Annotated in this window: 23 protein-coding genes and 1 pseudogene; 15 read left to right on the top strand and 9 right to left on the bottom strand. The window is 64.3% G+C overall.

Annotated elements, in window-relative coordinates; genetic code table 11:
* Positions 1–60 precede the first annotated feature (60 nt).
* Complete coding sequence (locus tag C446_RS04610) at positions 61–1197, bottom strand: thiolase family protein (RefSeq protein ID WP_006671906.1); 1137 nt, start codon at positions 1195–1197, stop codon at positions 61–63.
* A gap of 166 nt (positions 1198–1363) precedes the next feature.
* Here C446_RS04610 and C446_RS04605 point away from each other — a divergent pair, with 166 nt between their 5' ends.
* The gene (locus C446_RS04605) at positions 1364–2074 is read left to right on the top strand and encodes a DUF5806 family protein (protein WP_006671905.1); all 711 of its coding nucleotides are present in this window, start codon (positions 1364–1366) and stop codon (positions 2072–2074) included.
* 400 nt (positions 2075–2474) lie between these two features.
* Here C446_RS04605 and C446_RS04595 read toward each other — a convergent pair whose 3' ends face one another.
* Positions 2475–3128: a DUF7529 family protein gene (locus C446_RS04595; RefSeq protein WP_006671903.1), complete on the bottom strand. Its 654-nt coding sequence runs from the start codon at positions 3126–3128 to the stop codon at positions 2475–2477.
* A gap of 140 nt (positions 3129–3268) precedes the next feature.
* Positions 3269–4018: a lipoate--protein ligase family protein gene (locus C446_RS04590; protein WP_006671902.1), complete on the bottom strand. Its 750-nt coding sequence runs from the start codon at positions 4016–4018 to the stop codon at positions 3269–3271.
* A gap of 57 nt (positions 4019–4075) precedes the next feature.
* Between C446_RS04590 and C446_RS04585 the strand changes: the two genes are divergently transcribed.
* Positions 4076–5020 carry a hypothetical protein gene (locus C446_RS04585; protein ID WP_006671901.1) on the top strand — a complete coding sequence of 315 codons (945 nt, stop codon included), beginning with the start codon at positions 4076–4078 and terminating at the stop codon, positions 5018–5020.
* A 98-nt stretch (positions 5021–5118) separates the two neighbouring features.
* Here C446_RS04585 and C446_RS04580 read toward each other — a convergent pair whose 3' ends face one another.
* On the bottom strand, positions 5119–5352 hold the full coding sequence (locus C446_RS04580) for a hypothetical protein (protein WP_006671900.1): 234 nt from the start codon (positions 5350–5352) through the stop codon (positions 5119–5121).
* Between the two features lie 996 nt (positions 5353–6348).
* On the opposite strand from C446_RS04580, the gene C446_RS04575 reads away from it, so the two are divergent.
* Positions 6349–7266 (top strand): hypothetical protein, encoded by a 918-nt coding sequence (locus C446_RS04575; protein ID WP_152419370.1) that lies wholly within the window; start codon positions 6349–6351, stop codon positions 7264–7266.
* A gap of 470 nt (positions 7267–7736) precedes the next feature.
* On the opposite strand, the gene C446_RS04570 is transcribed toward C446_RS04575, so the two are convergent.
* Positions 7737–9203 (bottom strand): serpin family protein, encoded by a 1467-nt coding sequence (locus tag C446_RS04570; protein WP_006671898.1) that lies wholly within the window; start codon positions 9201–9203, stop codon positions 7737–7739.
* Between the two features lie 164 nt (positions 9204–9367).
* Between C446_RS04570 and C446_RS04565 the strand changes: the two genes are divergently transcribed.
* The 7 genes from C446_RS04565 (at position 9368) to C446_RS04535 (ending at position 16980) form a co-directional block, all read left to right on the top strand.
* On the top strand, positions 9368–9850 hold the full coding sequence (locus C446_RS04565) for a PaaI family thioesterase (protein WP_049920034.1): 483 nt from the start codon (positions 9368–9370) through the stop codon (positions 9848–9850).
* A gap of 238 nt (positions 9851–10088) precedes the next feature.
* Positions 10089–11987, top strand: coding sequence for a TAT-dependent nitrous-oxide reductase (nosZ, locus tag C446_RS04560; protein ID WP_006671896.1), 1899 nt, complete (start codon positions 10089–10091; stop codon positions 11985–11987).
* 30 nt (positions 11988–12017) lie between these two features.
* Positions 12018–12878, top strand: a complete 861-nt coding sequence (locus C446_RS04555; protein WP_006671895.1) for a hypothetical protein — start codon at positions 12018–12020, stop codon at positions 12876–12878.
* A complete protein-coding gene (gene nosD / locus C446_RS04550; RefSeq protein WP_006671894.1) occupies positions 12875–14272 on the top strand; it encodes a nitrous oxide reductase family maturation protein NosD in 1398 nt (465 codons plus the stop codon). The genes C446_RS04555 and nosD overlap by 4 nt, the downstream gene beginning before the upstream one ends.
* Positions 14253–15212, top strand: a complete 960-nt coding sequence (locus tag C446_RS04545; protein WP_006671893.1) for an ABC transporter ATP-binding protein — start codon at positions 14253–14255, stop codon at positions 15210–15212. Before nosD ends, C446_RS04545 begins: the two co-directional genes overlap by 20 nt.
* A complete protein-coding gene (locus C446_RS04540) occupies positions 15209–16267 on the top strand; it encodes an ABC transporter permease (protein ID WP_006671892.1) in 1059 nt (352 codons plus the stop codon). The genes C446_RS04545 and C446_RS04540 overlap by 4 nt, the downstream gene beginning before the upstream one ends.
* The gene (locus C446_RS04535) at positions 16264–16980 is read left to right on the top strand and encodes a nitrous oxide reductase accessory protein NosL (protein WP_006671891.1); all 717 of its coding nucleotides are present in this window, start codon (positions 16264–16266) and stop codon (positions 16978–16980) included. Before C446_RS04540 ends, C446_RS04535 begins: the two co-directional genes overlap by 4 nt.
* Before the next feature lie 2 nt (positions 16981–16982).
* Here C446_RS04535 and C446_RS19255 read toward each other — a convergent pair whose 3' ends face one another.
* The 3 genes from C446_RS19255 to C446_RS04530 all read right to left on the bottom strand — a co-directional run bounded on the left by C446_RS19255 (position 16983) and on the right by C446_RS04530 (position 18065).
* Positions 16983–17150 (bottom strand): hypothetical protein, encoded by a 168-nt coding sequence (locus C446_RS19255; RefSeq protein WP_006671890.1) that lies wholly within the window; start codon positions 17148–17150, stop codon positions 16983–16985.
* A 65-nt stretch (positions 17151–17215) separates the two neighbouring features.
* The gene (locus C446_RS19250; RefSeq protein ID WP_006671889.1) at positions 17216–17383 is read right to left on the bottom strand and encodes a hypothetical protein; all 168 of its coding nucleotides are present in this window, start codon (positions 17381–17383) and stop codon (positions 17216–17218) included.
* Positions 17384–17480: 97 nt separating this feature from the next.
* On the bottom strand, positions 17481–18065 hold the full coding sequence (locus C446_RS04530) for a cysteine hydrolase family protein (protein WP_006671888.1): 585 nt from the start codon (positions 18063–18065) through the stop codon (positions 17481–17483).
* 118 nt (positions 18066–18183) lie between these two features.
* Between C446_RS04530 and C446_RS04525 the strand changes: the two genes are divergently transcribed.
* The 3 genes from C446_RS04525 to C446_RS04515 are packed head-to-tail and all read left to right on the top strand — an operon-like array spanning position 18184 to position 21435.
* Positions 18184–19956, top strand: a complete 1773-nt coding sequence (locus C446_RS04525; protein WP_006671887.1) for an Hvo_1808 family surface protein — start codon at positions 18184–18186, stop codon at positions 19954–19956.
* 30 nt (positions 19957–19986) lie between these two features.
* Positions 19987–21153: a nicotinate phosphoribosyltransferase gene (locus tag C446_RS04520; RefSeq protein WP_006671886.1), complete on the top strand. Its 1167-nt coding sequence runs from the start codon at positions 19987–19989 to the stop codon at positions 21151–21153.
* A gap of 21 nt (positions 21154–21174) precedes the next feature.
* On the top strand, positions 21175–21435 hold the full coding sequence (locus tag C446_RS04515) for a hypothetical protein (protein WP_006671885.1): 261 nt from the start codon (positions 21175–21177) through the stop codon (positions 21433–21435).
* A gap of 337 nt (positions 21436–21772) precedes the next feature.
* Here the strand turns inward: C446_RS04515 and C446_RS04510 are convergent, their stop codons facing one another.
* On the bottom strand, positions 21773–22861 hold the full coding sequence (locus C446_RS04510; protein WP_006671884.1) for a DUF4200 domain-containing protein: 1089 nt from the start codon (positions 22859–22861) through the stop codon (positions 21773–21775).
* 241 nt (positions 22862–23102) lie between these two features.
* Here C446_RS04510 and C446_RS04505 point away from each other — a divergent pair, with 241 nt between their 5' ends.
* The gene (locus C446_RS04505) at positions 23103–23510 is read left to right on the top strand and encodes a DUF5802 family protein (protein WP_006671883.1); all 408 of its coding nucleotides are present in this window, start codon (positions 23103–23105) and stop codon (positions 23508–23510) included.
* 29 nt (positions 23511–23539) lie between these two features.
* Positions 23540–23911, top strand: a pseudogene (locus C446_RS04500) (Vms1/Ankzf1 family peptidyl-tRNA hydrolase); the annotation flags it as partial.

Here is a 23911-nt window from a genome sequence, read left to right as displayed (position 1 = left end):
CTACCGAAGTCGATCGAACGACCCGGACGGCGGTGACACCGGGAAATCGGTACAGCGTATCTAGTTGACCTCGAACTCGATCGCCGCACCCTGCCCGAAGCCGACACAAAGCGTCGCCAGGCCGAGCCCGCCGCCACGCTTCTGGAGTTCGTGGATCAACGTCACCGGGAGGCGAGCACCCGACGCTCCCAGCGGGTGGCCGATAGCGATCGCACCACCGTTGACGTTGAAGCTCTCGGGGTCGATACCGAGCTCGTCTCGCGAGTAGATCGACTGGCTCGCGAACGCCTCGTTGAGTTCCACGAGGTCGTAGTCGTCGATCTCGCGGCCGTTGCGCTCGAGGAGGCCCTCGGTCGCCGGTACCGGACCGACACCCATGATGGTCGGGTCGACGCCGGCGACGTTGTTCATGCCGACCTCCGCGAGAATCTCGAGGTCGTGTTCGGTCGCGAACGCCTCGCTGGTGACCAGCAAGGCAGAGGCCCCGTCGGAGATCTGGGAGGCGTTACCGGGCGTGACGGTGCCGTCGGATTTGAAGACCGTCGGGAGCTCGCCGAGTTTCTCGGGCGTCGTGCCGGGACGGATTCCCTCGTCTTCCTCGATCGTCCCCTCGTCGGTCTCGATCGGGACGATCTCGTCGTCGAAGCGACCTTCCTCGGTCGCTTCGGTCGCCCGCTGCTGGCTCCGGGCCGCGTACTCGTCTTGCTGTTCGCGGCTGATGTCGAACTCCTCGGCGACCTTCTCGGCAGTCATCCCCATCTGGAGTTCGCCCATGTTGTACAGCTGGGCCATCTTCGGGTGGACGTTGTGGGTGTTCTCGCCCATCGCCACGCGGCTCATGTTCTCGACGCCGCCGGCGATGATAGCGTCGCGGTTACCGGCCGCGATGGCGTCCGCAGCGGAGATGACTGCCTGCATCGAGGAGGCACACCAGCGATTGATCGTCGTCGCCGGCACCGACTCGCCCAGTTCCGACAGCAAAGCGATGACGCGAGCGACGTTGTTCCCTTGCTCGTCGCGTTGCTGGGCACAGCCCCACATCAGGTCGTCGATCTCCTCGCCGGAGAGACCGGTTTCGGCCAGGATTTCGTCGATCAGCGGCACCGAGAGGTCCTCGCTGCGCAGGTCCGCGAACGCGCCGTCTTCTTTCCCCTGGGGAGTCCGTACGGCCTTGGCCACGACTGGCGTCTGTGTCATATTGTGTCGAACATCCTTCACGGACTTAAATCCGGTAGAACCAGGGGAAACGGATTTCGTGTTTATAGTTGTCCCAGTAGTCGCAGGCTCGAGCGGAACAACGGGCTCGTGGGACACGGCGATTGCGAGAACAACCCTTATCTCACACCTGTCGGTATAAGCGCCCATGAACGACGACGGAGTGAACGTCGCGGGGGCCGACGGTGACGCCGACGCGAACGCTGAGACGGAGACCAGCGACGCCATCGAAGCCCAAGAGAACAAAGACCAATCCGAAACGAGCGAGGGCGACGAGGACGGCGTCGCCGACGGACCGGACAGCGACGAGTCGTCGATGCCAGGCGTTCCTGACCCCGAGCCCGAGGAGTCCGACGTTCCGGAGGACGTGCAGAAGTACGCCCGGTTCAAGAAGATGGACGGAGCCCAGTACGACCGGGTCAACGAGTTCCTTCGGGACCGAACATACATCACCGCCCGCGAGTGGGCAATCGCGCGGCTCTGTTCTGATTTCCGAACCGAAACCGGCGTCGAGATGACCAAGATCGGCGAGAACCTGCCCGAACTCGTTCCGTTTATGACCGACACCTACACGCCACAAGCGGTCAACCAGGCCCGTGCCTCCTTCGAAGAGAAGGTCCGCAAGGCCGGCGCGACATTCCTCTATGGCGCGATGTGTGACTTCTTCACCGCCGAAGAGCTCGACGACGTGATGTACGAGTCGACCGAGGTCGCGAAGTTCCTCCTCGAGGTCGAGGGCGTCGACCTCTCGGTCGAGGAAGAACTCGAGGCCGAAGAGCGGATCTCGTCGGTGATGCGCGAGGTCCGGGAAGCGAGCGAGGAGTTACGCGAAGAAGCGGACGTGGACACCGAGGAGTGACGACTCCGCGTCTCGGACGGTTTACTGTCCGTCAGTTCCGGTACAGCCGCTTCGGGCCACGGGTATACCGGGACATCGGAGCAGCCGTCACAGGCACACGCCGGTCACTGTGGTCGACGAACGCGGCGATGCGCGCAGTACGCTCCTCCGCGGGCATGTCCGCGTTCGGGTCTGGGTCGGGACCGATTGTCTCCGCGGCCGTCGACGTCGACTCGAGGACGGCGTCCCGTTCGTTCGGGTTCGAGACGACGTGGACGCGGTCATCGTCCGGATCGAGGATCGAGATGCCTTTCGAGTCGTAGAATCGGCGTCCAGCCCGGCTGGCGCTCCTCGTCGTCCAGGCGACTTCCCGGAACGGGGACCCACTGATGGCGTTGGTTTCTGAAGAAACGTAGATGTGTCACTCGCCGCTTCGCCAGCGTCGGACGTCCCCCTCTTCGAGGAACAGCGACGGATCGTCGTGAGAGAACGTGACCCAGCGATCAGGTTCAGTCCCGTCCCCGCGGACGCGGATCAGGAGTTCCTCGTCGACGAGTGCTCGCTCGAAGACCGGCCGTGCCTCGTCGACCGAGTAGGTAAGCGGGAGGATGACGGCAGTTTCGCTGGCCACATCGCGTTCGACGACGATGACGAAGCGGCGGGCCTCGAGGGTGGGCTCCCCGTCGCTGTCGTCGCCGTCGTCGCCGTCGCTGCCGCCATCGTCCCCAGTCGCGTCGTCGGCGGGTTCCGCCGGTCGGTAGTAGACCTCCGCGTCGCCGACGGTCACGGCGTCGCCGTCGACGATCCCCTCGAGCGGATCGTACTCCGCCTTCGAGACGCGGGCCTCGAGTCCGGGCTGTTCGACACCCTGTGGCCCGGAGCCGGCGTCGACGCTTCCCTCCTGTGTATCCGGTTCGGCTTCCACGTTCGCGATCGGGTTCACCGAGACGGGGTCGAGGACGATCGCGTCCCAGCCGTGTTCGCGGTAGTCGTCGGCGAGGTCGACCGCGTCAGCCCGGAGTTCGTCCCACCGTGGGTCGGCCGTGGGACGATCGAGTTTCTCGTCCTCGGTCATCGAATCTCCTCCCGTTCGCTTCGAGCGCTCGCGTCGCGGTCGTCGTCGCTGCGATCGCCGGTCGCAGTCGCGTCCATACGGACTCCGACGTGAGCGATCACCGAAAACGTTGGCTCGAACGGCCGCGGCCGTGACTTAACTTAGGGTCCGGGGCCGTCCGTCGTGCCAGTCTCGAGGCGCTGGACGGGTTCGACCACCGGTTCGGCCTCGCCCACGAGCGCGTCCTCGAGCGTTGCTCGCACGGTCTCGGCATCGGCAGGGCCACCGGCCGCCGCGAGCGAGCCGACGGAGCCGGGATCGAACGCCACCTCGAGCGCGCCGTAGACGTCCTCGAGCACGCCGGCGATCGGCTCGCGGCCGGCGACGACGAGGATACCGGCCGTGACCGCGGCGTCCTGGCGAACGCGCTGGGCGATACCGGCGATTTTCGCGAGGGCCCCGTCCCCACCGCCGTCGCCCGTCGACAACGAGTGCGACCCCGGGCAAAACGCGTTCGCCGGCTCGTCCCGCGCGAGCGTTCCGGGATCGAGCCCGGAAAGCGCGGCGAGTCCGCGCTCGAGATCGGCCGTGAGCCGGTCGTAGCGCTCGTCGGTCCCGCGCCGGAAGTCCTCGATCGGCTCCGCGCGGGCGAACGCGATCGTCGTCTCGCCGTCGTAGGCGACCGCCCGACCGCCGACGTCACGTTCGACCGGCGGGAAGTCCGCCTCGCGTGCGGCCGCTCGAGCCCGGTCGTAGCCGTCGCGTCGACAGTCCCGCCGCCCGAAGGCTAGCTGTCTGTGGGGCCGCCAGACCCGGACCGCCGGCTCCCCCGTGGTGGCGACCTCGAGCAGCCGTGCACTGGCCGCGCGGTCACGTTCGATCGTCGACCCGCGGCCGCGAAATACCCGCATACGGGGCTGTTGGGGTCGATGGGACTAAACGCTCCCGTTACCGAGACACGAACGAGCATGACCGCGGCCGCCCCCGAGCCGGTGACGCTGCCCGCCGAGTTGGTGTCCCAGTACGCCCGCTTTTCCCTGTACAACTCGCCGTATCGGGCCCACGACGGCGGCCAGGCGATCGACTGTTACCCGGGAACGCTACGGGACGGACGAACGACCGCGGCTCCGAGTCCCGTCTCCGGCACCGTTCGCGAGACGACGACCGTCCGTGCGCCCCCGAAGCCGTACGCGCCCGAACACGACTTCCTGATTCTCGTCGACGTCGACGAGCCCGTCGAACTCGAGGGGCTTGTCGCTCGCGTCCTCCACGTCGATCCGACCGTCGAGACCGGCGACCGCGTCGAACGAGGGGAGTCGCTTGGCGAACTCGTCCGGGCTGGGTTTTTCGCACCCTGGGTGGACAACCACCTGCACGTCGGCTTTCGCCGGCCCGACCGGAACCTCCGGCGCGCGTCCGGCTCGCTCCCGCTCGAGATCGGTGACGGGGTCGACTGTCGTCCGCTCGAGTGGGACGGGACCGGGACGGTGGTAGCGGCGGGCGAGACCTACGCCGTCCTCGACGCGCCGACCCATCCCGATCCCGGCGAGACGTTCGTGGGGATTCGCGCGGACGGCGGCGGAGTCCTCGACGGCGGCATTCCCCACTACGACAGTGGCGGCGTTCTCCGCGGACCGGCGGCTCGAGACGGCCACGAGCGAGCGGAGCCGGGACGGCACGTCTCGCTGAACGACGACCGACTCGGGACCGTCGGCGACGACGGGCGAACGATCGCGTGGGACGAGAGTACGGTGACGGCCAACGGTGACCCGATCACGGGCCTGTCGACGTTTTGCGCTCGAGACGGCGACTTCGGCGCGAAACTGATCTGTCCCGACCGGCGGTTTTCGATCGGCGAGCGCGTCGTGGTACGAGTGAGGGGTGGCGCGAGTGGCGGGGTCGCTAGCCGGTAGCTTGCCGGTCAAGCCCCGTGACACTCGCCTCGATAACCTGTAAAATCCATGTTCGACAGCCACACGTTACGACAGAGCGAGAGTCCGGTGTCGGACTGTTAGCCTTCTTCTTCTGGGAACGAAAAGCCGACGCCGCCAGCGACGATGGCCGCGCCAGCGAGAACCGTTGCGCCAAGGACAACGTAGCTGTCATCCGGATCGAGTCCTCCGATCGCTGCAGCCATATCTACGACAAAGACGGTAACGAACAGGCTCAAAACCGCGAACGCGAGCATAACGAGGCCTGCGATCAGTGCACTAGCCAACGAGCCAAAAGCGTTTAACACACCCATGACGTGATTTCGATCAGTTGTCACTCATAAATACCTTCTCAAATTTCTGTTTGAAAATCCATATTTGTTAGCTCGGAATTCATTTGACTGGGGATACAGTTCTCCTCGGGAATCTGCCGTAGGAGATCGTCGCCGTGGGTTTCACACCCTCTGTCAGAATTGTCATTACGTGATAAAACTGGCTTGCCGTAGTCACAACTGAAACCAGTCGCACATCGAGCGGATCGCTTACAGCGAGAACAGCGCGAACGCCCCCGAGTTCACTCTGGGATGAAACGCGTACGCTCGAGTGGCAGGCCGCCCGTAGGGTGGCCTGCCGAGGTCGGGCAAGCCCAGCGTGTCCCGCCCGGGAGCCACACTGACTTCAGAACGCCGGCATTCGACCGGCGAACGTCCACGTGGGAATGCCCGTCTGTGACGGGCGTTGGTCCGTGGCCAGCACAACCCCACGACTGAACTCGTGGGAGAAGGCAGGGACGTTTCCCCGTTCTGTCTTGCAGTTCTCGGCCACGTCACCGCTCGAGCCGCATTTCTCCCGTGCAATCGGGTGCAAACTGACAGTCAGACGGTTTACTGTAGTCACTTACCGCCGCTCACCAGAACGGGGTCGGCGATCGGGGGTAACTAGTTACCAGAGTCTCATAGAACAGTTCGCACACCCCATTCTCCACGACTCTCTGTCTGGCAGTATCGGGGAACGATGTACCACGAGGGGGCAAAATTTACTCAGGGCTGTCAGAAATTGCGTGCTGAATACAGGGCGCGAATGTCGCACGGGATTCGCCTCGATTTGCGCCGGTAGTGATCGGTCAGTACAGGGAGCACACGTACCGTGATGAGTGACGTCTCATATGAAATCTGCCAGAAGACCGGTGAAACATGCAGAGGGTGGCTCGACGAAACTTGTCTGGGTAATTGTCGGACAGGATCTCTAAGGTGTTTGATTCTGGATCGAATTTTAGCAATCTTATTAAACATGTGATGGTAAGTATGTGTATGGAAAGTAAACTATCACGACGAGTGGTTTTGAATACATTGGTTGCGGGAGGCGTTGCAGGGATGGCTGGTTGTTTGAATGGAGATTCCCAGCCGGGAGCGAACGGAGAAGATCAAGATGATGCTGATGGTGACGCTGAGGCAGAGTCTGAGGATGAGTCTGGGGGTGAATACATTGTCGATGTCGAAGAAGACGAATTGACGTTGGTGATTTCGTTAGAAAATGAAGCGGATATCGCGGAGGTTGTGATAGATACGCCCAGCGAAGATGCGTACGATAGAAAAGCCATTCGTGCAGGGGTTGATGAGATTGAGGCAGATATTTACCGACCAGGAATAAGCTCGGGGATTGATCCAGAAGAAGGTGAATACGTCTTTACAGCATACGATGACGAAGACGAAGAGTTGGATTCGTATGTGTATGAGTACTATCCTGAACTCTCAGTTACTGACGTGGATATCACGTGGGCTGAAGAAACAACGGAATACGGTGCCGATGTGGACGTGTTAGGGATTGAATTCACACTGGAGAATACATCGGACGTTTCAGTATTCATTGAGGAGTTTTATTATGAGGATACCGATGGCGTGGCCTCAGGGATTACCACTGAGCATCCTTACGTTACAACAGGATCATTCAGTCCTGAAACTGAAAATGTAGACGGTAACGAAAACATTCTACACCCGGGAGAAGAACGCGAATACGTCGCGCCTGACTTTTTGACGAATGAATTTGGTGGCATACCAGACCATCCAAACGACTGTGGATATGAGATGCCAGGGAAACTGATAGTTAAGTATCTCGATACAAGCGAAGAAATCGACTTAGACTTCAACGTCGGGGGCGAACGAGTGAATCCAGAAGGCAGTCAATTCGAGTACTGCGACGGGACTGAAATAACGTCCTCAACCCCTTAGACCCGATGAGTGAACAGGAGAGTCACGGTCCTTTCCACTTGGAGTAGCAGATCAAAACCTGAGCTCCCTCGGGAAATCCTCAAAGGACTCGCCTTGTTCTACCGAGTGATTCCATCTTGCATACCAGTAGGAATACTACTCTTATCTGGCAATTTCTTCGTCGATCAGTTCGCAGATGTACTGACCGGCTGGTTCAGTGAATTGGGCACGAAACAAACGATGGCGCTGTGCTGCATCCATCCTCTGTATGCAGCAGGCCACTAAGAACATCTACCAGGACCGGCAGAATCGCTGGCAGTTGAATCCACGCTCGACCGAGCGGTTATTTGGGGTCTTTCAACGCGAGAGCGATCGCCCTTATGAAGAGTTCTATGACACCCTCAGTTACAGCAATCCGTCTCAGTGGCTACGATGGAGTCGTCCACGTGGTTGCTGTCCCCATCCAGCACGGACGGAAACGAAACGGTGAGCTACTGTTGGTCGTCCTGGAGCGTCTCGCCGTCGACAACGCGTCCGACGAACAGCGGCGTCTCGGTCGGTCGATCCCGAATGTAGAACAGGAACGGCCGATCGACGGTCATCTCGACGTGATCCGGCGGCCCAGCGTCGTCCATGACGACGGCCGTTGCCGCGGCCGCCTCGGTCCCCTCTTCGTCGACCTCGACGAAGCTCTGGTGAATGACATCGTCGATGGAGAGACCGCTGTCGTCGCCTTCGACCATCCCGCTGAAGTCCGCACCGGAACCGAACGCACGGTCCATGCCCAACCCCTCGAGGGTCTCGACGAGGCTGAACTTCGACTCGACGCCGAACTTCGGTATCGTCAGGTCGACCTCCGGCCGGGCGGTCTCCGCGAGCATCGTCGTGAGCCGGTCTACCGTCAGCGACTCCTCGAAGGATTCGAACTCGCCCTCGGCGGGCAGAACGACGATCATACTCGTCTCCTCGTTGGCGTAGGGGAGTTCGACGAGCTGGTGGCCCCCGATTTCGGCGTACCGTAGCTCCGTACGCTGGTGCATCAGATCGACTTCGGTTTGGGCCCCGTCGAGGCCGGTAAACGTCCCGGGCTCGGTCGCGTCGGGGTCGAAGTCGTGCTCCCAGGCCGCGAGAAAGTAGACGGCGTTAGTGAGCACGAGCCGCGTCGTGGCGTCGACATCGCCCTCGGAGAGGAGCCCCTCGATCCGGTCGTTCGTCCGGTCCTCGACCCAGGCGTTGATCTCCTCGCGAGCGCCCTCGGGATCGCCGGTGAAGTCGACGACGTGCTCGCCGGCCCCGTAATACGCCTCGAGCAACTCGAGGTACTCGTCGTCGAGCGGGAGGGTCCCGTCGGGCCAGACGGCGTTGGCGCTCGAGAGCTGGAAGCCGAGGTCGTCGTCCTCGTTCTCGGGCTCATCTCCGTCCTCGTCGTCCTCGTCTTGCTCCCACACCGGCGGGGCGACTTCCTCGCCGTCCTCGTTGCGCCGCTCGAACTCGTCTTCAAGCGCGCCGAAGGCGGCGTGGAGGTCGTCGGCGTCGCCTCCGTCGCCGAGTTCGTACCGCAAGGCTGTTGCCATCTCCGTGGCCGTCTCGCCGCGAGCGCCAGCGTAGGTCATCGCGAGCGCGACCGAGATGCTGTACGGGGAGAAAAAGACGTTCTCGTCGGGTTGTTCGTCCCGAAGCTGGCCCAGTGCGTCGAGCGAGAAGGCGACGTTGCCCCGGACCTGTTCCGCGAGCCGATCGATCTCGAGGTCGGGATCGGTAACGGGATCGATTCGGGGGAACTCGGGTGTGTCGGACTCGTCGAAGCCGTTGCCGCCGTCGTTCCCCGCTTCCGACTCTTCGGAACCGGAACCAGTCCCGGCTTCCGGATCGTCGTTATCGTCGTCCGTCGTACAGCCGGCAGCCCCGGCGAGGAGCGCGCCTGTCAGTGTGACGAGTGTCCGTCTGTCGGTTTCCATACGCGAAACACATGGCGGGTTGATAAGGGCGTTCCCCAGACTGAAACGTCCGTTTCAGTGAGCCCGCGGATTCGAGCTGGTCTACCGCCGCTCCCCAGAAACAGTTTCCAACGCAACGCCCCGGAAGCACAGCGATAAAGATGGTCGGCGGTGGACGGGTGGGCATGACCGACGACGGTTACCCGGGGCTGGAGGCGTTCGACAGCCTCGAGGAGTTCCTCCAGTACTACATCGACGAACACCAGGAGTTCCTCTCCTGGATCGGGACGACGGTCGAACACGTCGGTCCGGGGACGATGACCCTCGCGGTCCCCTACGACGAGAAGTTGACCAACGCTCGGCCGAACGATGGGGACGACCGACGGCCGGACATCCACGGTGGGATCGCCGCGACGTTGATCGATACCGTCGGTGGTCTCGCCCTCCGAACCGAACTCGAGGACCCGGTTGCGGCCAGAATCGCGACGATCAATCTCAACGTCAACTATCTGCGGCCGGCAACTGGCGACCTCGTCGCGACCGCCGAGGTGATCCGTTCAGGGACGAGCGTCGGCGTCAGCGGGGTCACCGTGGAGAGCACGACCCCGGACGGGGAAACCCGCGAAGTCGCGACCGGACAGGGAGCCTACCGAATCTTCCGTCAGTAGCGTCGCCGTCTTTCCGGAACCGATTCGATTCGGCTCGTTTTCCGTATCGGCGACTCGTGTCCGAACGCGGCGGCCCGACCGAACCCGTTACCCATATAAAGTGGCCGCCGAACCGATTCGGTCTGCTTACTGAAAAGTAGGAATTCGAGACGCCCCTAATACCGCGGCCCATGGAGTCGTACCTGTAACGATCGCCAGAACCGCACAGTAGTAATAAATAATATATAAACATAAAACAATGACAGAAACTAACCCTTCGAACGATCAGGAGACGATCGAAGCGGACGTCGCCGACAAGGACCCGCTGTTCGCCAGGATTCCACGGCGAGACTTCATGAAAGCCGGTGCAGCAGCTGGGGCGATGGGATCGCTGGCGGGGTGTACGAGCTTGCTCGACGACAGCAACGATCACCCTACTGCCGGCGAGGTGGACGCGACCGTTCCCCCCGGGGAGCACGACGACTACTACGCGTTCCTCTCGGGCGGCCACACTGGGGACATCCGGGTCTACGGCGTTCCATCGATGCGCCAGATCATGCGTATCCCGGTGTTCAACATGGAGAGTGCCCGTGGATACGGGTTCGACGACCAGACCCAGGAGATGCTCGAGGAAGCGGGTGGCTACACGTGGGGCGACACCCATCACCCGCGGCCGAGCCAGACCGACAACGAGTACGACGGCGAGTGGCTGTTCGTCAACGACAAGGCCAACGGCCGGATGGCTCGTATCGACCTCGAGTACTTCGAGACGGACGCGATCATCGACCTGCCGAACCAGCAGGGGACCCACGGCGCTTGCGCGTTGATGCCGGACACGCGGTACGTCTTCGGCGTCGGCGAACTGCGCGTCCCGATCCCGAACGACGGTCGGGACCTCGACGACCCCAGCGAGTACGGGTCGACGCTCTCGGCGATGTCGCCGGACCCGTTCGACCACGAGTGGGACGTCCGCGTCGACTGTAATCTGGACAACGGCGACTCCGGCAAGGAAGGCGAGTGGTTCTTCACGACGAGCTACAACAGCGAGGAGGGCGTCACCGAAGAGGAGATGACGTCGGCCGACACCGACTACGTCGTCGCGTTCAACATTCCACGGATCGAGGACGCCGTCGAAGCCGGTGAGTACGACGAGATAAACGGCGTCCCCGTCGTCGACGGCACCGAAGACAGCCCGCTCAACGACGGCGACGAACCGCTGGTACGGTACATCGACGTGCCGACGAACCCCCACGGCGTCAGCGTCACGCCCGACGGCGAGTACGCGATCGCCTCCGGGAAGCTGGACCCGACCTGTACGATCATCGAAATCGATCAACTCAACGAAGTCGACGACCCCAACGACGCCATCGTCGGCCGGGTTAACGTCGGCAACGGCCCGCTGCATACGGCCTACGACGATCGTGGCCACGCCTACACCACCCTGTTCGTCGACTCCCAGGTCGTCAAGTGGGACATCGAGGACGCCGTCGACGCCGAAATGGGCTCCGAAGACCCGGTCATCGAGAAACACGACGTTCACTACAGTCCGGGCCACCTGATCGCCGCCGAATCCTACACGGGCAGCCCGCAGGGCGACTGGCTGATCGTCCTCAACAAACTCTCGAAGGATCGGTTCCTCCCGGTCGGGCCGGTCTTCCCCGAGAACGACCAGCTGTTCTACATCGGCGACGACGACGCCGGGATGGAACTGGTCAAAGACACGCCCGCTTACCCCGAGCCCCACGACGCCTCGATCGTCCGGGCCGACCGGCTCGATCCAGCCAGCGTCTACGACCCCGACGACCTCGAGCTCGATTACATCTCGGCCGACGACGAGGACAACTTCATCGAGCGCGACGGCGACGAGGTCCACATCGAGATGTACAACACCCGGAACCACTTCGGGTTCGAGGACATCACCGTCCAGGAGGGCGACGAGGTGACGATCCGGACGACGAACATCGAGGAAGAAGAAGACATCCTCCACTCGCTTGCCATCCCACAACACGACGTCAACGTCAAGACTGCGCCACAGGAGACCCGAGAAGTGACGTTTACGGCCGACGAGCCCGGCGTCTACTGGATATACTGTGCGTACTTCTGTAGCGCACTCCACCTCGAGATGCGCTCGCGACTGCTGGTCGAACCGGCCGACTGATCACCCCCGGATTCCCCTCCCCTGTCATCCATGTCCCGACTCACAAAATTCGCGGAACTCAGACGCGCGCTCCCGCTTGCAGCGGCAGCGCTGTTGCTCGTCGCCCTGGCGTTGCCGATGTGGCGGATCACTCTCGAGGCTCCCCAGTACCCCGACGGGCTGTTCGTCGAGCTGTACGCCTACCCGCGCCTCGAGGGCGACGTCGGGGAGACGCAGGCGCTCAACCAGTACGTCGGATTCTACTACCCGGACCCAGTATTCCTCGAGCCGAACTACGAGGTCCAATCCGGGGCAATCGAGGTGCCCGAGTGGTCGGCCGGCCCGCTGGCATTCGTCGCCGTCGCTGCGACGGGCGTCTTCGTCGCGCTCGCGCCGACGGTCCGCAAGCTCAAGTTCGGACTGAGCTGCCAGCTCGCCGGCACGGCGACGGTATTCGTCGTGATGTTCGCGGCGATTCAGTACCGGCTCTACCAGGCGGGCCACACGCTCGACCCCGACGCACCGATGCGCGGCGTCGATCCCTTTACCCCGCCGCTTTTGGGCACGTACGAGATCGCCAACATCAGCGGTCTCGCCTGGTTCGGCCCCGGGGGCTACCTCACGATGATCGCGTTCGCGCTCCTCGTCGTGTCCTTCTTCCTGCGGGACTCGACAGCGACCGTCGGCGACGCGCCCGATCTCCTCCGAGGGGTCCTCGGACGGCTCCGGGAGCGGGTCCGATCGGGACGGGGAGGGGACGAAGCCGACGACGACCGATCGGATCGCGACACACCGGACGCGGTCACGGAGTCGGGCGAGCCTGCGACTGCGGGCGAACTCGAGGACACCGCCGACGCGACCGCAGTGACGGCCGAGACGGACACCACCCACCGTCGAGGTGACCGTCCATGAGCCGCGAACTGTGGTTCGTCGCGCTCGCGGTCGCCGTGCTCGTCGCGACCGGCGCGGCCGCCGTCGTCGCTGCCGACGGCTCCGGGTCCGACCTCGAGCGAACGGTCGACGGCTGGACGCCGGACGTACCGGACGTTCACGACGCCGAGCCGCCGACCGAACCGGGCGTCGCGACGATCGACGGCGAGGACCGCGAGTACGACTCCGTCCAGGACGCCGTCGACGCAGCCGAGCCCGGAGACACCGTCGCCCTCGAGGGGCTGTTCGAGGAGCACGTGACGATCGAGACCCCCGGCCTGACAATCACGACGACCGACGTAGCCGACGAGCGGGCGCTGCTCGACGGCGGCGGCGAGGGCACCGTTGTCCACGTCGACGCCGACGACGTCACCCTCGAGGGGGTCTGGATCCGCGAGTCGGGCCACGAGCGCAGCGACGAGGACGCGGGCGTGTTGGTCAACGGCAACGAGTCGACGCTGACCGACCTGCGAATTACCGAGACGACCTACGGGATCTGGATCGGTGAATCCGACGACGTCACGGTCGAGGAGACGACGATCGCCGGCCGCGAGTCGGTCGCCGAGACCAACCGCGGGAACGGGGTCCATCTCGACCGGGCCGACGGCGCGGAGCTTCGCGACAACCACATCACGACGGCTCGGGACGGAATCTACTTCTCGTGGTCCGAAGGCGTCGTCGCCGAGGGCAACGTCGCCTGGGACCTCCGGTATGGCGTCCACTACATGTACTCCGACGACAACCGCCTCGAGAACAACGTCGCCTTCGACAACGATGTCGGCTTCGCGTTGATGGTCTCGGAGAACCTGACGATCACGAACAACACCGCTGTCAACAACGCCGGCCCGAGCGGCCAGGGCATCCTCGTCAAGGAGGTCGACCACACCGAGATCAGGGACAACGCCGTCGTCGCCAACGGAAACGGCTTCTACGTCTACAACGCCCACGGCAACGAGATCGTCGACAACCTGATCCTCGAGAACCAGGCGGGGGTCCACTTCACGGCCGGCAGCTCCGACGAACTCGTCGCCGGCAACAGCTTCGTCGCGAACGACGAGTCGGCCTACGCGTCGACGAACGCCCAGATCGCCTGGAACGAATCCGACCGGGGCAACTACTGGTCGGACGCCCGCGCGGTCGATCTGGACGGGGACGGGACCAGCGAGGTGCGCCACCAGCCGGCCGGCACCGTCGAGCAGGTAGTCCACGAACAGCCACAGGCAGCCGTCTTCGCCGAGAGCCCGGCGTTCGACGCCGTCCGGATGGCGGAAAGTTCCTTCCCCCTGATCGAATCGCCCGGCGTCGTCGACCACCGACCGCTCGCCGAACCACCACACGACAACTGGGAGGAATACTATGCAGATCACGATCACTGACGTCCACAAACGGTACGGCGACGTCGTCGCACTCGACGGGCCGAGCTTCGACATCCCGTCGGGGTCGACCTTCGGCGTCCTCGGAACGAACGGAGCCGGCAAGACGACGCTGTTCGAGTTACTGGTCGGTCACGACCGGCCCGACAGCGGCCGGATCGAGGTCGGTGGTATCGACGTCGACGCCGCCGGCCACCAGGTTCGCGAACGCGTCGCGTTCCTGCCCGAACACGCCGGTTTCCCCGACGCAATGACCGGCCGCGAGGTCCTCGACGTCCACGCCCGAATGCGCGGCCTCGAAGCCAGAGACGACCGGATCGACGACACTCTCGAGACGGTCGGACTCACGGAAGCAGCCGACCGAGCCGTCTCCGGCTACTCGAACGGGATGGGGCGGCGACTGGGGCTCGCGGCAGCGCTGCTCGGCGAGCCGCCCGTCCTCGTCTTGGACGAGCCGACGGCTGGCCTCGACCCACGCGGCGTCACCACGTTCCACGAGATCGTCGAACGCATCGACCGCGAGACCGACGCCACCGTCGTCCTCTCCTCGCACGTCCTGAGCGAGGTCGAACGCCTCTGTGACGAGGTCGCCATCCTCGAGGGTGGCGAGCTCCGTGCCGTCGGCCCCGTCGACGAACTGCGGACGGCGAGCGGCGACGGCGTCACCGTCGTTCTCCATCCGGCCGGCGACCGGCCCGGATTGCTCGATGCCGTGCAGGGACGCGGCGAGGTGACGGAGGTGGGTGACGCGATCGAAGTGACCTGCGAACGCGACGCCGCGTTCGATCTGCTCTCGGCGGTCGACTCGGCCCTGGTCGATCGGTTCGAGGTTCGGGAACCCGGTCTCGAGGCGGCGTTCCACGACGCGCTCGCGGACGGGGACGATCGACGGGGCGACGGGCAACCCGCGGATGCGGAGTCGACGGAGGTGAGCGTCCCATGACCGACGAGTACGAACGCGAAGGCGAAGGTGACGGCGAATACAGACACGGACACGAACAGGGCCCCGCAGCCGACCCCGACGTCGACCCCGAAGCGACGAGCGACGATGCTGTCCCCCGGCCGGACGGCGGCTACGGTACCGTCTCGCCGACCGAGGAGGCCGATGTCGACCTCGACCTCGAGGGGGAGACGGACGCCGGAACTGAAACTGAAACTGAAACCGGACCCGTCGACGGCCTCGGTTCCGGCAAGTGGTACCGGCAACTATTGGTCGTCGCCGAAACCGAGTACCGCCTCGCGATCCGTGGTCGGTGGGCGATCGCGATGACCGCCATCTTCGCCGCGTTCGCGCTCGGGCTGACGACGTTCAGCGGCTCGAGTGTCAGCCCCGACGGGTTCGAGCGGACGGTCGCGAGCCTCGCGGTGCTCGCGGTCTATCTCGTCCCGCTGGTGGCGCTTGCCTTCTCCTACGACGCCGTCGTCGGCCGCGAGGAGAGCGGCTGGCTCCACACCCTGTTTGCACTACCGGTCGATCGCGCCCTGATCGTCGTCGGGACGACGGTCGGCCGTGCGGTGGTATTTGCAAGCGCCGCGATCATCGGCTTCGGGGCCGCCGGCTTCTTCCTGCTGCGGGAGTTCGGCCTCGCGGGCTTCGACGCCTACGCCGGCTTCCTGCTGGCGACGGTCGGACTGGGACTTGCTTTCCTCTCGGTCGGCGTCCTCGTCTCGACGCTGGTTCCCGAGAAGACCCACGCACTGGGCATCTCTTTGCTCGCGTGGGCGTGGTTCGTCCTCGTCCACGACCTGATCGGACTCGGCGTGATCGCCGCGCTCGATCTGACCGACGCCGCAGTGTCGGCGATGTTGCTGGCGAACCCGACCGGCATCTTCCGGGCGCTGGTGCTTGGCTCGCTCGGGGCGGCCGGCGACGCCGGCTTCGCGGCCGTCCTTACCGAATCAGGACTGTCGACTTCGGTGCTTGCCGGGGCGCTGCTGGCCTGGATCGTCCTGCCGATCGCACTCGCGGCCGTCGCCGTCCGACGGAGGCGACTATGACCGATCACGACCACGCTCACGCTCACGCCGGCCGACGCTGTGGTTGCACGCACAAGCACGAGCACGGGCAGAAGTACGAACAGGAACAGGAACAGGAACACGAACACGAGCACAGACACGACTCACCGGCCCACCCGGACCACGGTCGCGTAGACGACGTGCTCCCACGTCGTCGCGTCCTCGCCAGCGTCGCCGTCGTCGCCGGGGCAAGCGTCGGCCTCGCCGGCTGCCTCGAGGACGACGAAACCGCCGACGTTCCCGCCGACCCAGTCGCGCTCACCGACGGCCAGGCCTGTGACGTCTGCGGGATGGTGATCGACGACCACTACGGCCCCGCCGGACAGCTGTTCTACGCCGACGGCGAGCCCGAAGAACGCGACGGGCCGGCCTGGTTCGACAGCGTCACGGAACTCGTCACCTACCACGAAGAGCGCCTCGAGCGCGGCTGGGAACTCCGCGAAGCGTTCGTCACCGACTACTCGGCGGTCGACTACGATCTGGTCGAACGTGACGGGACGACGTACATCTCGAGCCACGTCGCGGCCGGGACGTTCGTCGACGCGACGGCGGTCGAGTACGTCGTCGACAGTGCGGTCGAAGGTGCGATGGGTGAGGACTTCGTCCCGTTCTCGGACGAAGACGACGCGGCTGCGTTCGTCGACGAACACGGCGGCGACGTTCGGTCCTGGGACGAACTACCGACACAGCCGTAGTACTACGTATCGCTGTGGTTCGTGGCGACGGGATCGCTCGTCCCGGTACGGCGGGCCGAGAGCCACAGCCGGCTCTGGAGGTAACAGCCGATCGCCGCGACGAGAACGAAGTACCCGTAGATTGCCAGTTCGACGGCCGGAGGGACGGCGGGAACCGACACAGGGTCCATACGTCCCGTGTCGATCCGACGGGAGATACGTCTCTGCCTGTACGCGTTCGCGCTTTTTATCTCGTCTACGGCCAGCCGGTAGCGACCATCCAGTATCGAATCCCGAGATAGAGGATGACGAATCCGAACGTGACGGCAAACAGGATATCGCCACCCATCGCCGCCGAGACCAGTGCGATCGAACAGAGGGCGATACCGACGACGTAAAACAGTTGAAGCCGGCGCTCGTTCATCGACGCTCACCGTCCATCGGGGAGAACTGACGCATGTCGCAGTCTTCGAAGGAACGGACAAAAATCCTCGCTCCTCGAACAGGATACCGAAGGCTGCCTACGCAAACTCGAGGTCGTCGCTGGTCGTCACCTCGCCGAACAGCCAGTCGGCGTGGTCGAGCGCGTACTCACGGTGGTCCGTCTCGATGTAGCCGATGCAGTCCTCGACGAGGATCGGTCGGAAGTCCCGGAGCCCCGCGCTGCCTGCGCTGTGGAGGACACAGACGTTCGCCAGCGTGCCACAGAACACGAGGTCTTCGATGCCACGAGCGTCCAGCCACCCCTCGAACTCCGTCTTCTGGAACGCGTCGTAGGTGTGTTTCTCGATGACGTGATCGGCCTCGTCGACGGGGAGCTCCTCGACCACCTCGGCCTCCCAGGAGCCCTCGAGGACGTGTTCGCCCCACTGCTCGAACTCGTCGTAGTAATACGCGTCCTCGAACTGTTCGGGTGGGTGGACGTCCCGCGTGTAGACGACCGACGCGCCGGCGTCGTCGGCCCACGAGACGAGGTCGGCGATGGGGTCGATCACGTCCTCGCTACCGGGCGCGTACAGCGACCCGTCGGGATGACAGAACGCGTTTTGGATGTCGACGACCACCAGGGCCGTTCGTTCGGGCTCGAGTTCGAATCGGGCGCACATACGTGATCGTTCGAACCCGATCGGAAAAACGTTCTCACGAGCACACGTCGGCGTCCGGTGGCGAACCGACCGCCGTTCTTTTCAGGTTCGATCGCCAACGGGTTGCTAACTCTCCGTCATGCAATCTACCAGAACGCGGTCCCTGCTCGTCGTTCTCGCCGTCGTCGCCGTTGCTCTCCTGGCCGTCGCGGTCGTTGGCCTGGCCCCGGCACCGTTCACCGCCGACGAGCCCGGCGAGGAACGGACCGACGGCCCGTCAACGAGCGACACCGTCGGCTACGTCGAAGGCTACTGGTACGACGACGAACTGCCCGTCGACGAACGGGACGACGCCAGCCTCGAGGACGACGAACTCGAGGCGGTCGTCTACCGGTCGATGGCTCGCGTCGAGACGATCCGCGAGTTACCCTTCGAGGAGGAGGTCCCCGTCGAGGTGATCGACCGCGAGGAGTTCCAGGAGCGTGACGACGTGTTCGTGAACCTCTCGGCCGCGGAGCAACTCCACGCGAGTGTCACCTACGAAGCGACGTTTCTGGTCGACCGCGAGACAGACGCCAGCGAAGCGGTAGAGACACTCTACGGCGGCGCGGTCGACGGCTACTACACCCCGACGGACGGCAAGATCGTCATCGTCTCGAATACGCCCGACACGCCGGAGATGGACGAAGTCGTGCTCGGTCACGAACTCCTCCATGCCCTGCAGGACCAGCACTTCGATCTGACGAGCTACGACCGGGAGACGCTCGACCAGGACAACGCCAAGAACGGGCTCATCGAGGGCGACGCCGTCTGGGTCGACGGGGAGTACGCCGATCGCTGCGACGAGGACTGGGACTGTGTGCTGCCCGCGGACACTGCACCGGCCGACACCGACCTGAACTGGGGGCTCTATCTCACGATCATCCAGCCATACGAGGACGGCCCGGATTACGTCGAGTACCTGCTCGAGCAGGGCGGCTGGGACGCCGTCGACGAGGCCTACGACGATCCGCCGCCCAGTTCCTCGGCGGTGATTCGGCCCGGCGAAGAGCGCGTCCCCGCCGACCTCGCGGTGCCCGACCGTTCGGGCGACGACTGGACCCAGTTCGAGATCGACGGCGATCGCGCCGACGAGACCCTCGGCGAAGCGGGAATGGTCGCGATGTTTGCCGCCGGCGCGTTCGAAGCCGGCCACCCCGCAGTGATCGACCGCCAGGAGTTCCTCGGCGACGGCTACGACTACGATCAGCCGTACACCGACGGCTGGGCGGGTGACGAACTCGTCACCTACGTCACCACCGACGCCAGCGTCGACGACCCCGACCGTACCGACGCCGTCCTCGAAGAGACTGGCTTCGTCTGGCGGACCGAGTGGCTCTCCGAAGACGACGCCGCAGCCTTCACCGACGGCTACCTCGAGTTGCTCGAGTTCTACGGTGCCGAACCGGTCGCGGACCGCCAGGACACCTACGTGGTCGAAGGCGACAGCTATCCGGGCGCGTACTACCTCGAGCGCGACGGTGACGGTAACGATGACGATGACGCCGACGGCGAGACAGTGACCATCGTCCGCGCACCGTCGGTCGAAGACCTCCCCGAGATCGAAGCCGGCGCAGCGCCGGACGGCGAAGACGAAATCGCCGCCTGGGCCGGTCTCGACGGCGGAACGGCGGTCGGCGGCGACACCGACGCGATCGGTGGTATCGCGGGATCGATGGCCGGATCGATGGCGCTTGCCGCCGCGGTGGTCGTGGGGACTGGCATCGTGGTGGTTGCCGTCCGAAGACGGAGACGGAGACGGAGACGGAAACGGGAAATCGAAGCGGCCACGAAACCGACACCACTCGAGCCCAGAAGCCATGCCGTACCAAGAAGCGAGACGAAATCGACGGGCTCGACCGTAGACGGGTAGCTTTTTTATTTCCCACGGGAAACCGACGATATGTCAAATCCGTTTGGAACCGTCCCCACTGAAGCGATTCTCGAGGGGGACGCCACCGACGCCTACTTCGAGCGGACCCGCACGACGCTCGAGACGGCAGGAAAGAACCCACACGTCGTCGCCGAGGTCACGGCCGACCAGTTCCCGACCGGCGAGTTCGATGTCCTTACCGGCGTGAAAGACGTCGCGACCCTGTTCGAGGGCCGACGCGTCGATGTCGACGCCATGCCCGACGGCCAGCTGTTCGACGGTGGGCCGGTCCTGCGAATCGAGGGCCCCTACCTCGAGTTCGCCGAACTCGAGACGTCGCTGCTGGGATTCCTGTCCCAGCCGAGCGGCTTCGCGACGGCCGCACTCGAGGCTCGTCGCGCAGCACCGAAATCGCTCGTACTCTCGTTTGGGGCGCGCCACGTCCATCCGTCGATCGCCGCCGTGGTCGAACGCGCCGCCTTGCTGGCTGGCCTCGACGGCTTCTCTCACGTCGCTGCGGGAGACGTTCTCGGTCGCGAGGCCGGGGGGACGATGCCCCACGCGTTGCTGTTTTGCTTCGGGGAGGGGAACCAGCCCGACGCCTGGGACGCTTTCGACGAGGCCGTTCCCGAAGATGTCCCGCGGATCGCACTGGCCGATACGTTCTGGGACGAGGTCAGCGAGAGTCTGCTGGCGGCGGACACGCTCGGCGATCGGCTCGACGGCGTTCGCATCGACACCACAAGTTCCCGACGGGGCGACTTCCGACACATCATCCGGGAAGTCCGCTGGGAACTCGACGCACACGGGTACGAGGACATCGACATCTTCTGTAGCGGCGGGATCGATCCGGACGCGATCCGAACCCTCCGGGATGTCGCCGACGGGTTCGGCGTCGGGAGCCACGTCACGAGCGCCCCGAGCGTCGACTTCAGTCTCGATATCGTCGAAATAGCTGGCGAACCGATCTCGAAGCGAGGCAAGCTTTCGGGAGTCAAAGAAGTCTACCGCACCCCCGACGGCGGCCACCACGTCGCGCTGGCCAACCGGGACGATCCCGAGGACGGCGAGTCGCTGCTCGAGCCGCTCGTCCGGGACGGCGAGGTCGTCCGGGAGTTCGACCTCGAGGCGGCCAGCGAGCGGTGTCTGGCCGATGCTGAGTCGGTCGGGTTCCGATCAGATAAGAACGCTGAATAGTCCGACGTGCGAGCGGCCGATATGAGCACCCCCTCCGAGAGCCAACCGACCGCTCACGATATCGCGAATCGGCTGGTGTTTCACCTGTTTCTAATCGGGTTTCTGGCCATCGTACTCAGCTTCATCGCGTTTATGATCGCCACTCCGTTCGGTCCGCTGAGGTACGTCGTCGTCGTAATCGTGAACGTCCCCGTTCTCTGGCTCGTCGTCCACGCCGTCGTCGACGCGGTCGACGACCTGCTCGGGGTAAAACTCGAGAGTTTCGCCGAGAAGCACTCGTAACGAGACGCCGGAACTGTCGTAAATGTGACTAAGCGAGAACGAAAGGACAACACATGGCTGCGTGCAGTCCGGAACCGACGGACTCGAGTTTCGCAATCGCGAACTGGCTGTTTCTCAGGCTCGTCGTGCTCGCCGCGCTGGCGGTGTAGGTCGGAGCCGTTGCGACCGGCCTGTTGTCGCTATTAATCGGCCTTCAACAGGCGTTTTTCGTACGAGTCGCAGTCTATTCTCCTCGCATTATTCCTGGGCCGACTGTGTTCGGCCGACGGCTGCGTCCGATAGTAACGAAATAGACACCGATCGCACGGCTGCCGTACGATCGGGTGTGCGATGATGTTCAGTGGTCACTATGGTTGCCGCCGGACCCGCCTCCGGCTGGCCCGGTACCGTCGTTCCCGCTGTTACCTGGTCCCTGACCGGAACTGCCGCTCCCGCTGTCGTCACCGTCCTGTCCTGGCGGGTCCGGCTGCCCAGTATCGTCTCCGTCGTCACTGCCCTGTCCTGGCGGGTCCGACTGCCCAGTATCGTCTCCGTCGTCACTGCCCTGTCCTGGCGGGTCCGACTGCCCAGTATCGTCCTCGTCGTCACCGTCCTGTCCTGGCGGGCCGTCACCACCCCCCGTCGACGGTCCGTTCCCTGCCTGTCCGGGTGCGCTGTCGTTCGACTGGCCTGGCCCACCAGCCTGTCCGGGTGTCCCGTTTTCGGTCTGTTCCGGCGGCGATCCGTTCCCCGCCTGTCCGGGCGCGTCCGATGGTCCGCCGCCCGGACCGACGCCGGGACCCGAATTCGGACCTGGACCCGCTCCGGCCTGGGTCCCCAAGCCGAGCCCTCGAGTCATCGAGGCGACTTCCGGACCGGACAGGTCGGAAACGTTCCGCTCGAGGGTCTCCAGGCGTTCGGTCCCGACCCCTGTCGTCTCCGCTCGCGGTTTCGTCCGCTCGATCTCCCGCTCGAGGGCGGCAATCTCGGCCGTCAGCTGTCCCATCCTGGCCTGGTACTGGCCATGTGAGAGGGTATCGCTGCGGTTTTCCAGTGCGGTCCGCTCGGCTTCGAGATCCTCGAGCCGGTCGGCCAACTCGTCAGTGCGGTTGGCGACCAGCTCCGACTGGGTCTCGGTTTCGGCTTGCTCGTACTGTGCGTCGAACATCTCCGATTCGATCGATTGCTCGGCGTCGGCGGCGCTCGATTGCATGAACGCGGCAACTGTCGCGTTCGCGTCCGCACTCGAGTTCGTCGCGTCATCGTCGTCGGCATCGTCGCCGTCCCCGTCCGCCCCCGTGTCTGTCTCGGCCTCGGTTCCTCCGTCCCCGTCGATCCCCGTCTCGGCCTCGACGAACGTCCCCCCGATCGCGCCCGCTGCGACCGGTGCGATCGTGAGTCCGACGATGGCGACCGCGAGCAGGACGATCGTCCGAGTCGGCATCATCACCCGATCCTTCTCCCGAACTCACTAAAAAGTCGGATATTCGTTCGGACCGTTTACCCACTCCGGACGCGCGACGAGAAGCGGTTCGAGCGTTTAAAAACCGCACAGAAACGATCGTTTCGTTTCACCTGTCGCTGCGCTCGCGGAACTCCCGTCTGTTCGACGGATTCACGCTGAAAGTAGTCTGACTTAAATCTGTTTGCAAATAGTTATCTTCTCCCAGACCATGTGTACAGTTACCATGTTCGAGGTGTTCTCCCGAAGCTACTATCTCGGACGTCTCTACGTGATGCCGACCGAAGAGAACCGCGCGTTCATGCACAGCGATCAGCACGAGCGAATCAACGAGGAAGTGTACGCGACGGGCGACGGGATCGAATCGCTCGATTCGCCGCTCGTGATGAAACTCGAGTCCAGCCACTTCCCCGTCCACGGCGACGAGAGCGTGCCGGCAAACACGCTCGCCGTGCCGGAGTCGATGCTCGAGGAGACGGACGTGCGGAACCCGCCGTCGCTCCGGGAAGTCTTCCTCGCGCGCCGTGAACGGGCACGACAGTTGCTATCCTACGTGGGCGGGTGGCAGCCTCCGGGGGGCAAACGAGAGGACACCGCCGGGAGCGGTGACGACTTCCGGAACGCCGGTACCTAGAAGTAGTCTCGTTTCGCTTTTTCGACCGAATGCTCGACCTCGACGAGTTGCTCGGCCGCGCGTCGCTCAAGGAGCGAATCGACGAACTCGAGGCCGAAAACGAGCGGTTACAGGAGCAATACGAGGCCGAATCCGATCGCCGCGCCGAGGCCGCGACGGCAAAGCAGGAAGCCCAGGAGCGGGCCAACCGGCTCGAGGACCGGATCGCCCAACTCGAGGGCGAACTCGAGCGCCTCGAAGACGATGGCGACGATCCCGGGCTCGAGTTTCGACGCAGCGAGGAACTCCGGGGCGGGCGACTCGACGAAGTGCTCGAGCGTCTGCGTTCGGTCCGAACCGAGCCCGAGGGTGCGCTCACGGCCGTCGTCGAGGACGGCATCGAGCCGATGGACGCCGTCCTC

The organism is Halobiforma nitratireducens JCM 10879 (assembly GCF_000337895.1).
GTDB classification, from domain to species: Archaea; Halobacteriota; Halobacteria; order Halobacteriales; family Natrialbaceae; genus Natronobacterium; species Natronobacterium nitratireducens.
The sequence above is the reverse complement of the archived record's forward strand: the minus strand, read 5'-3'. Positions and strand labels throughout refer to the sequence as shown.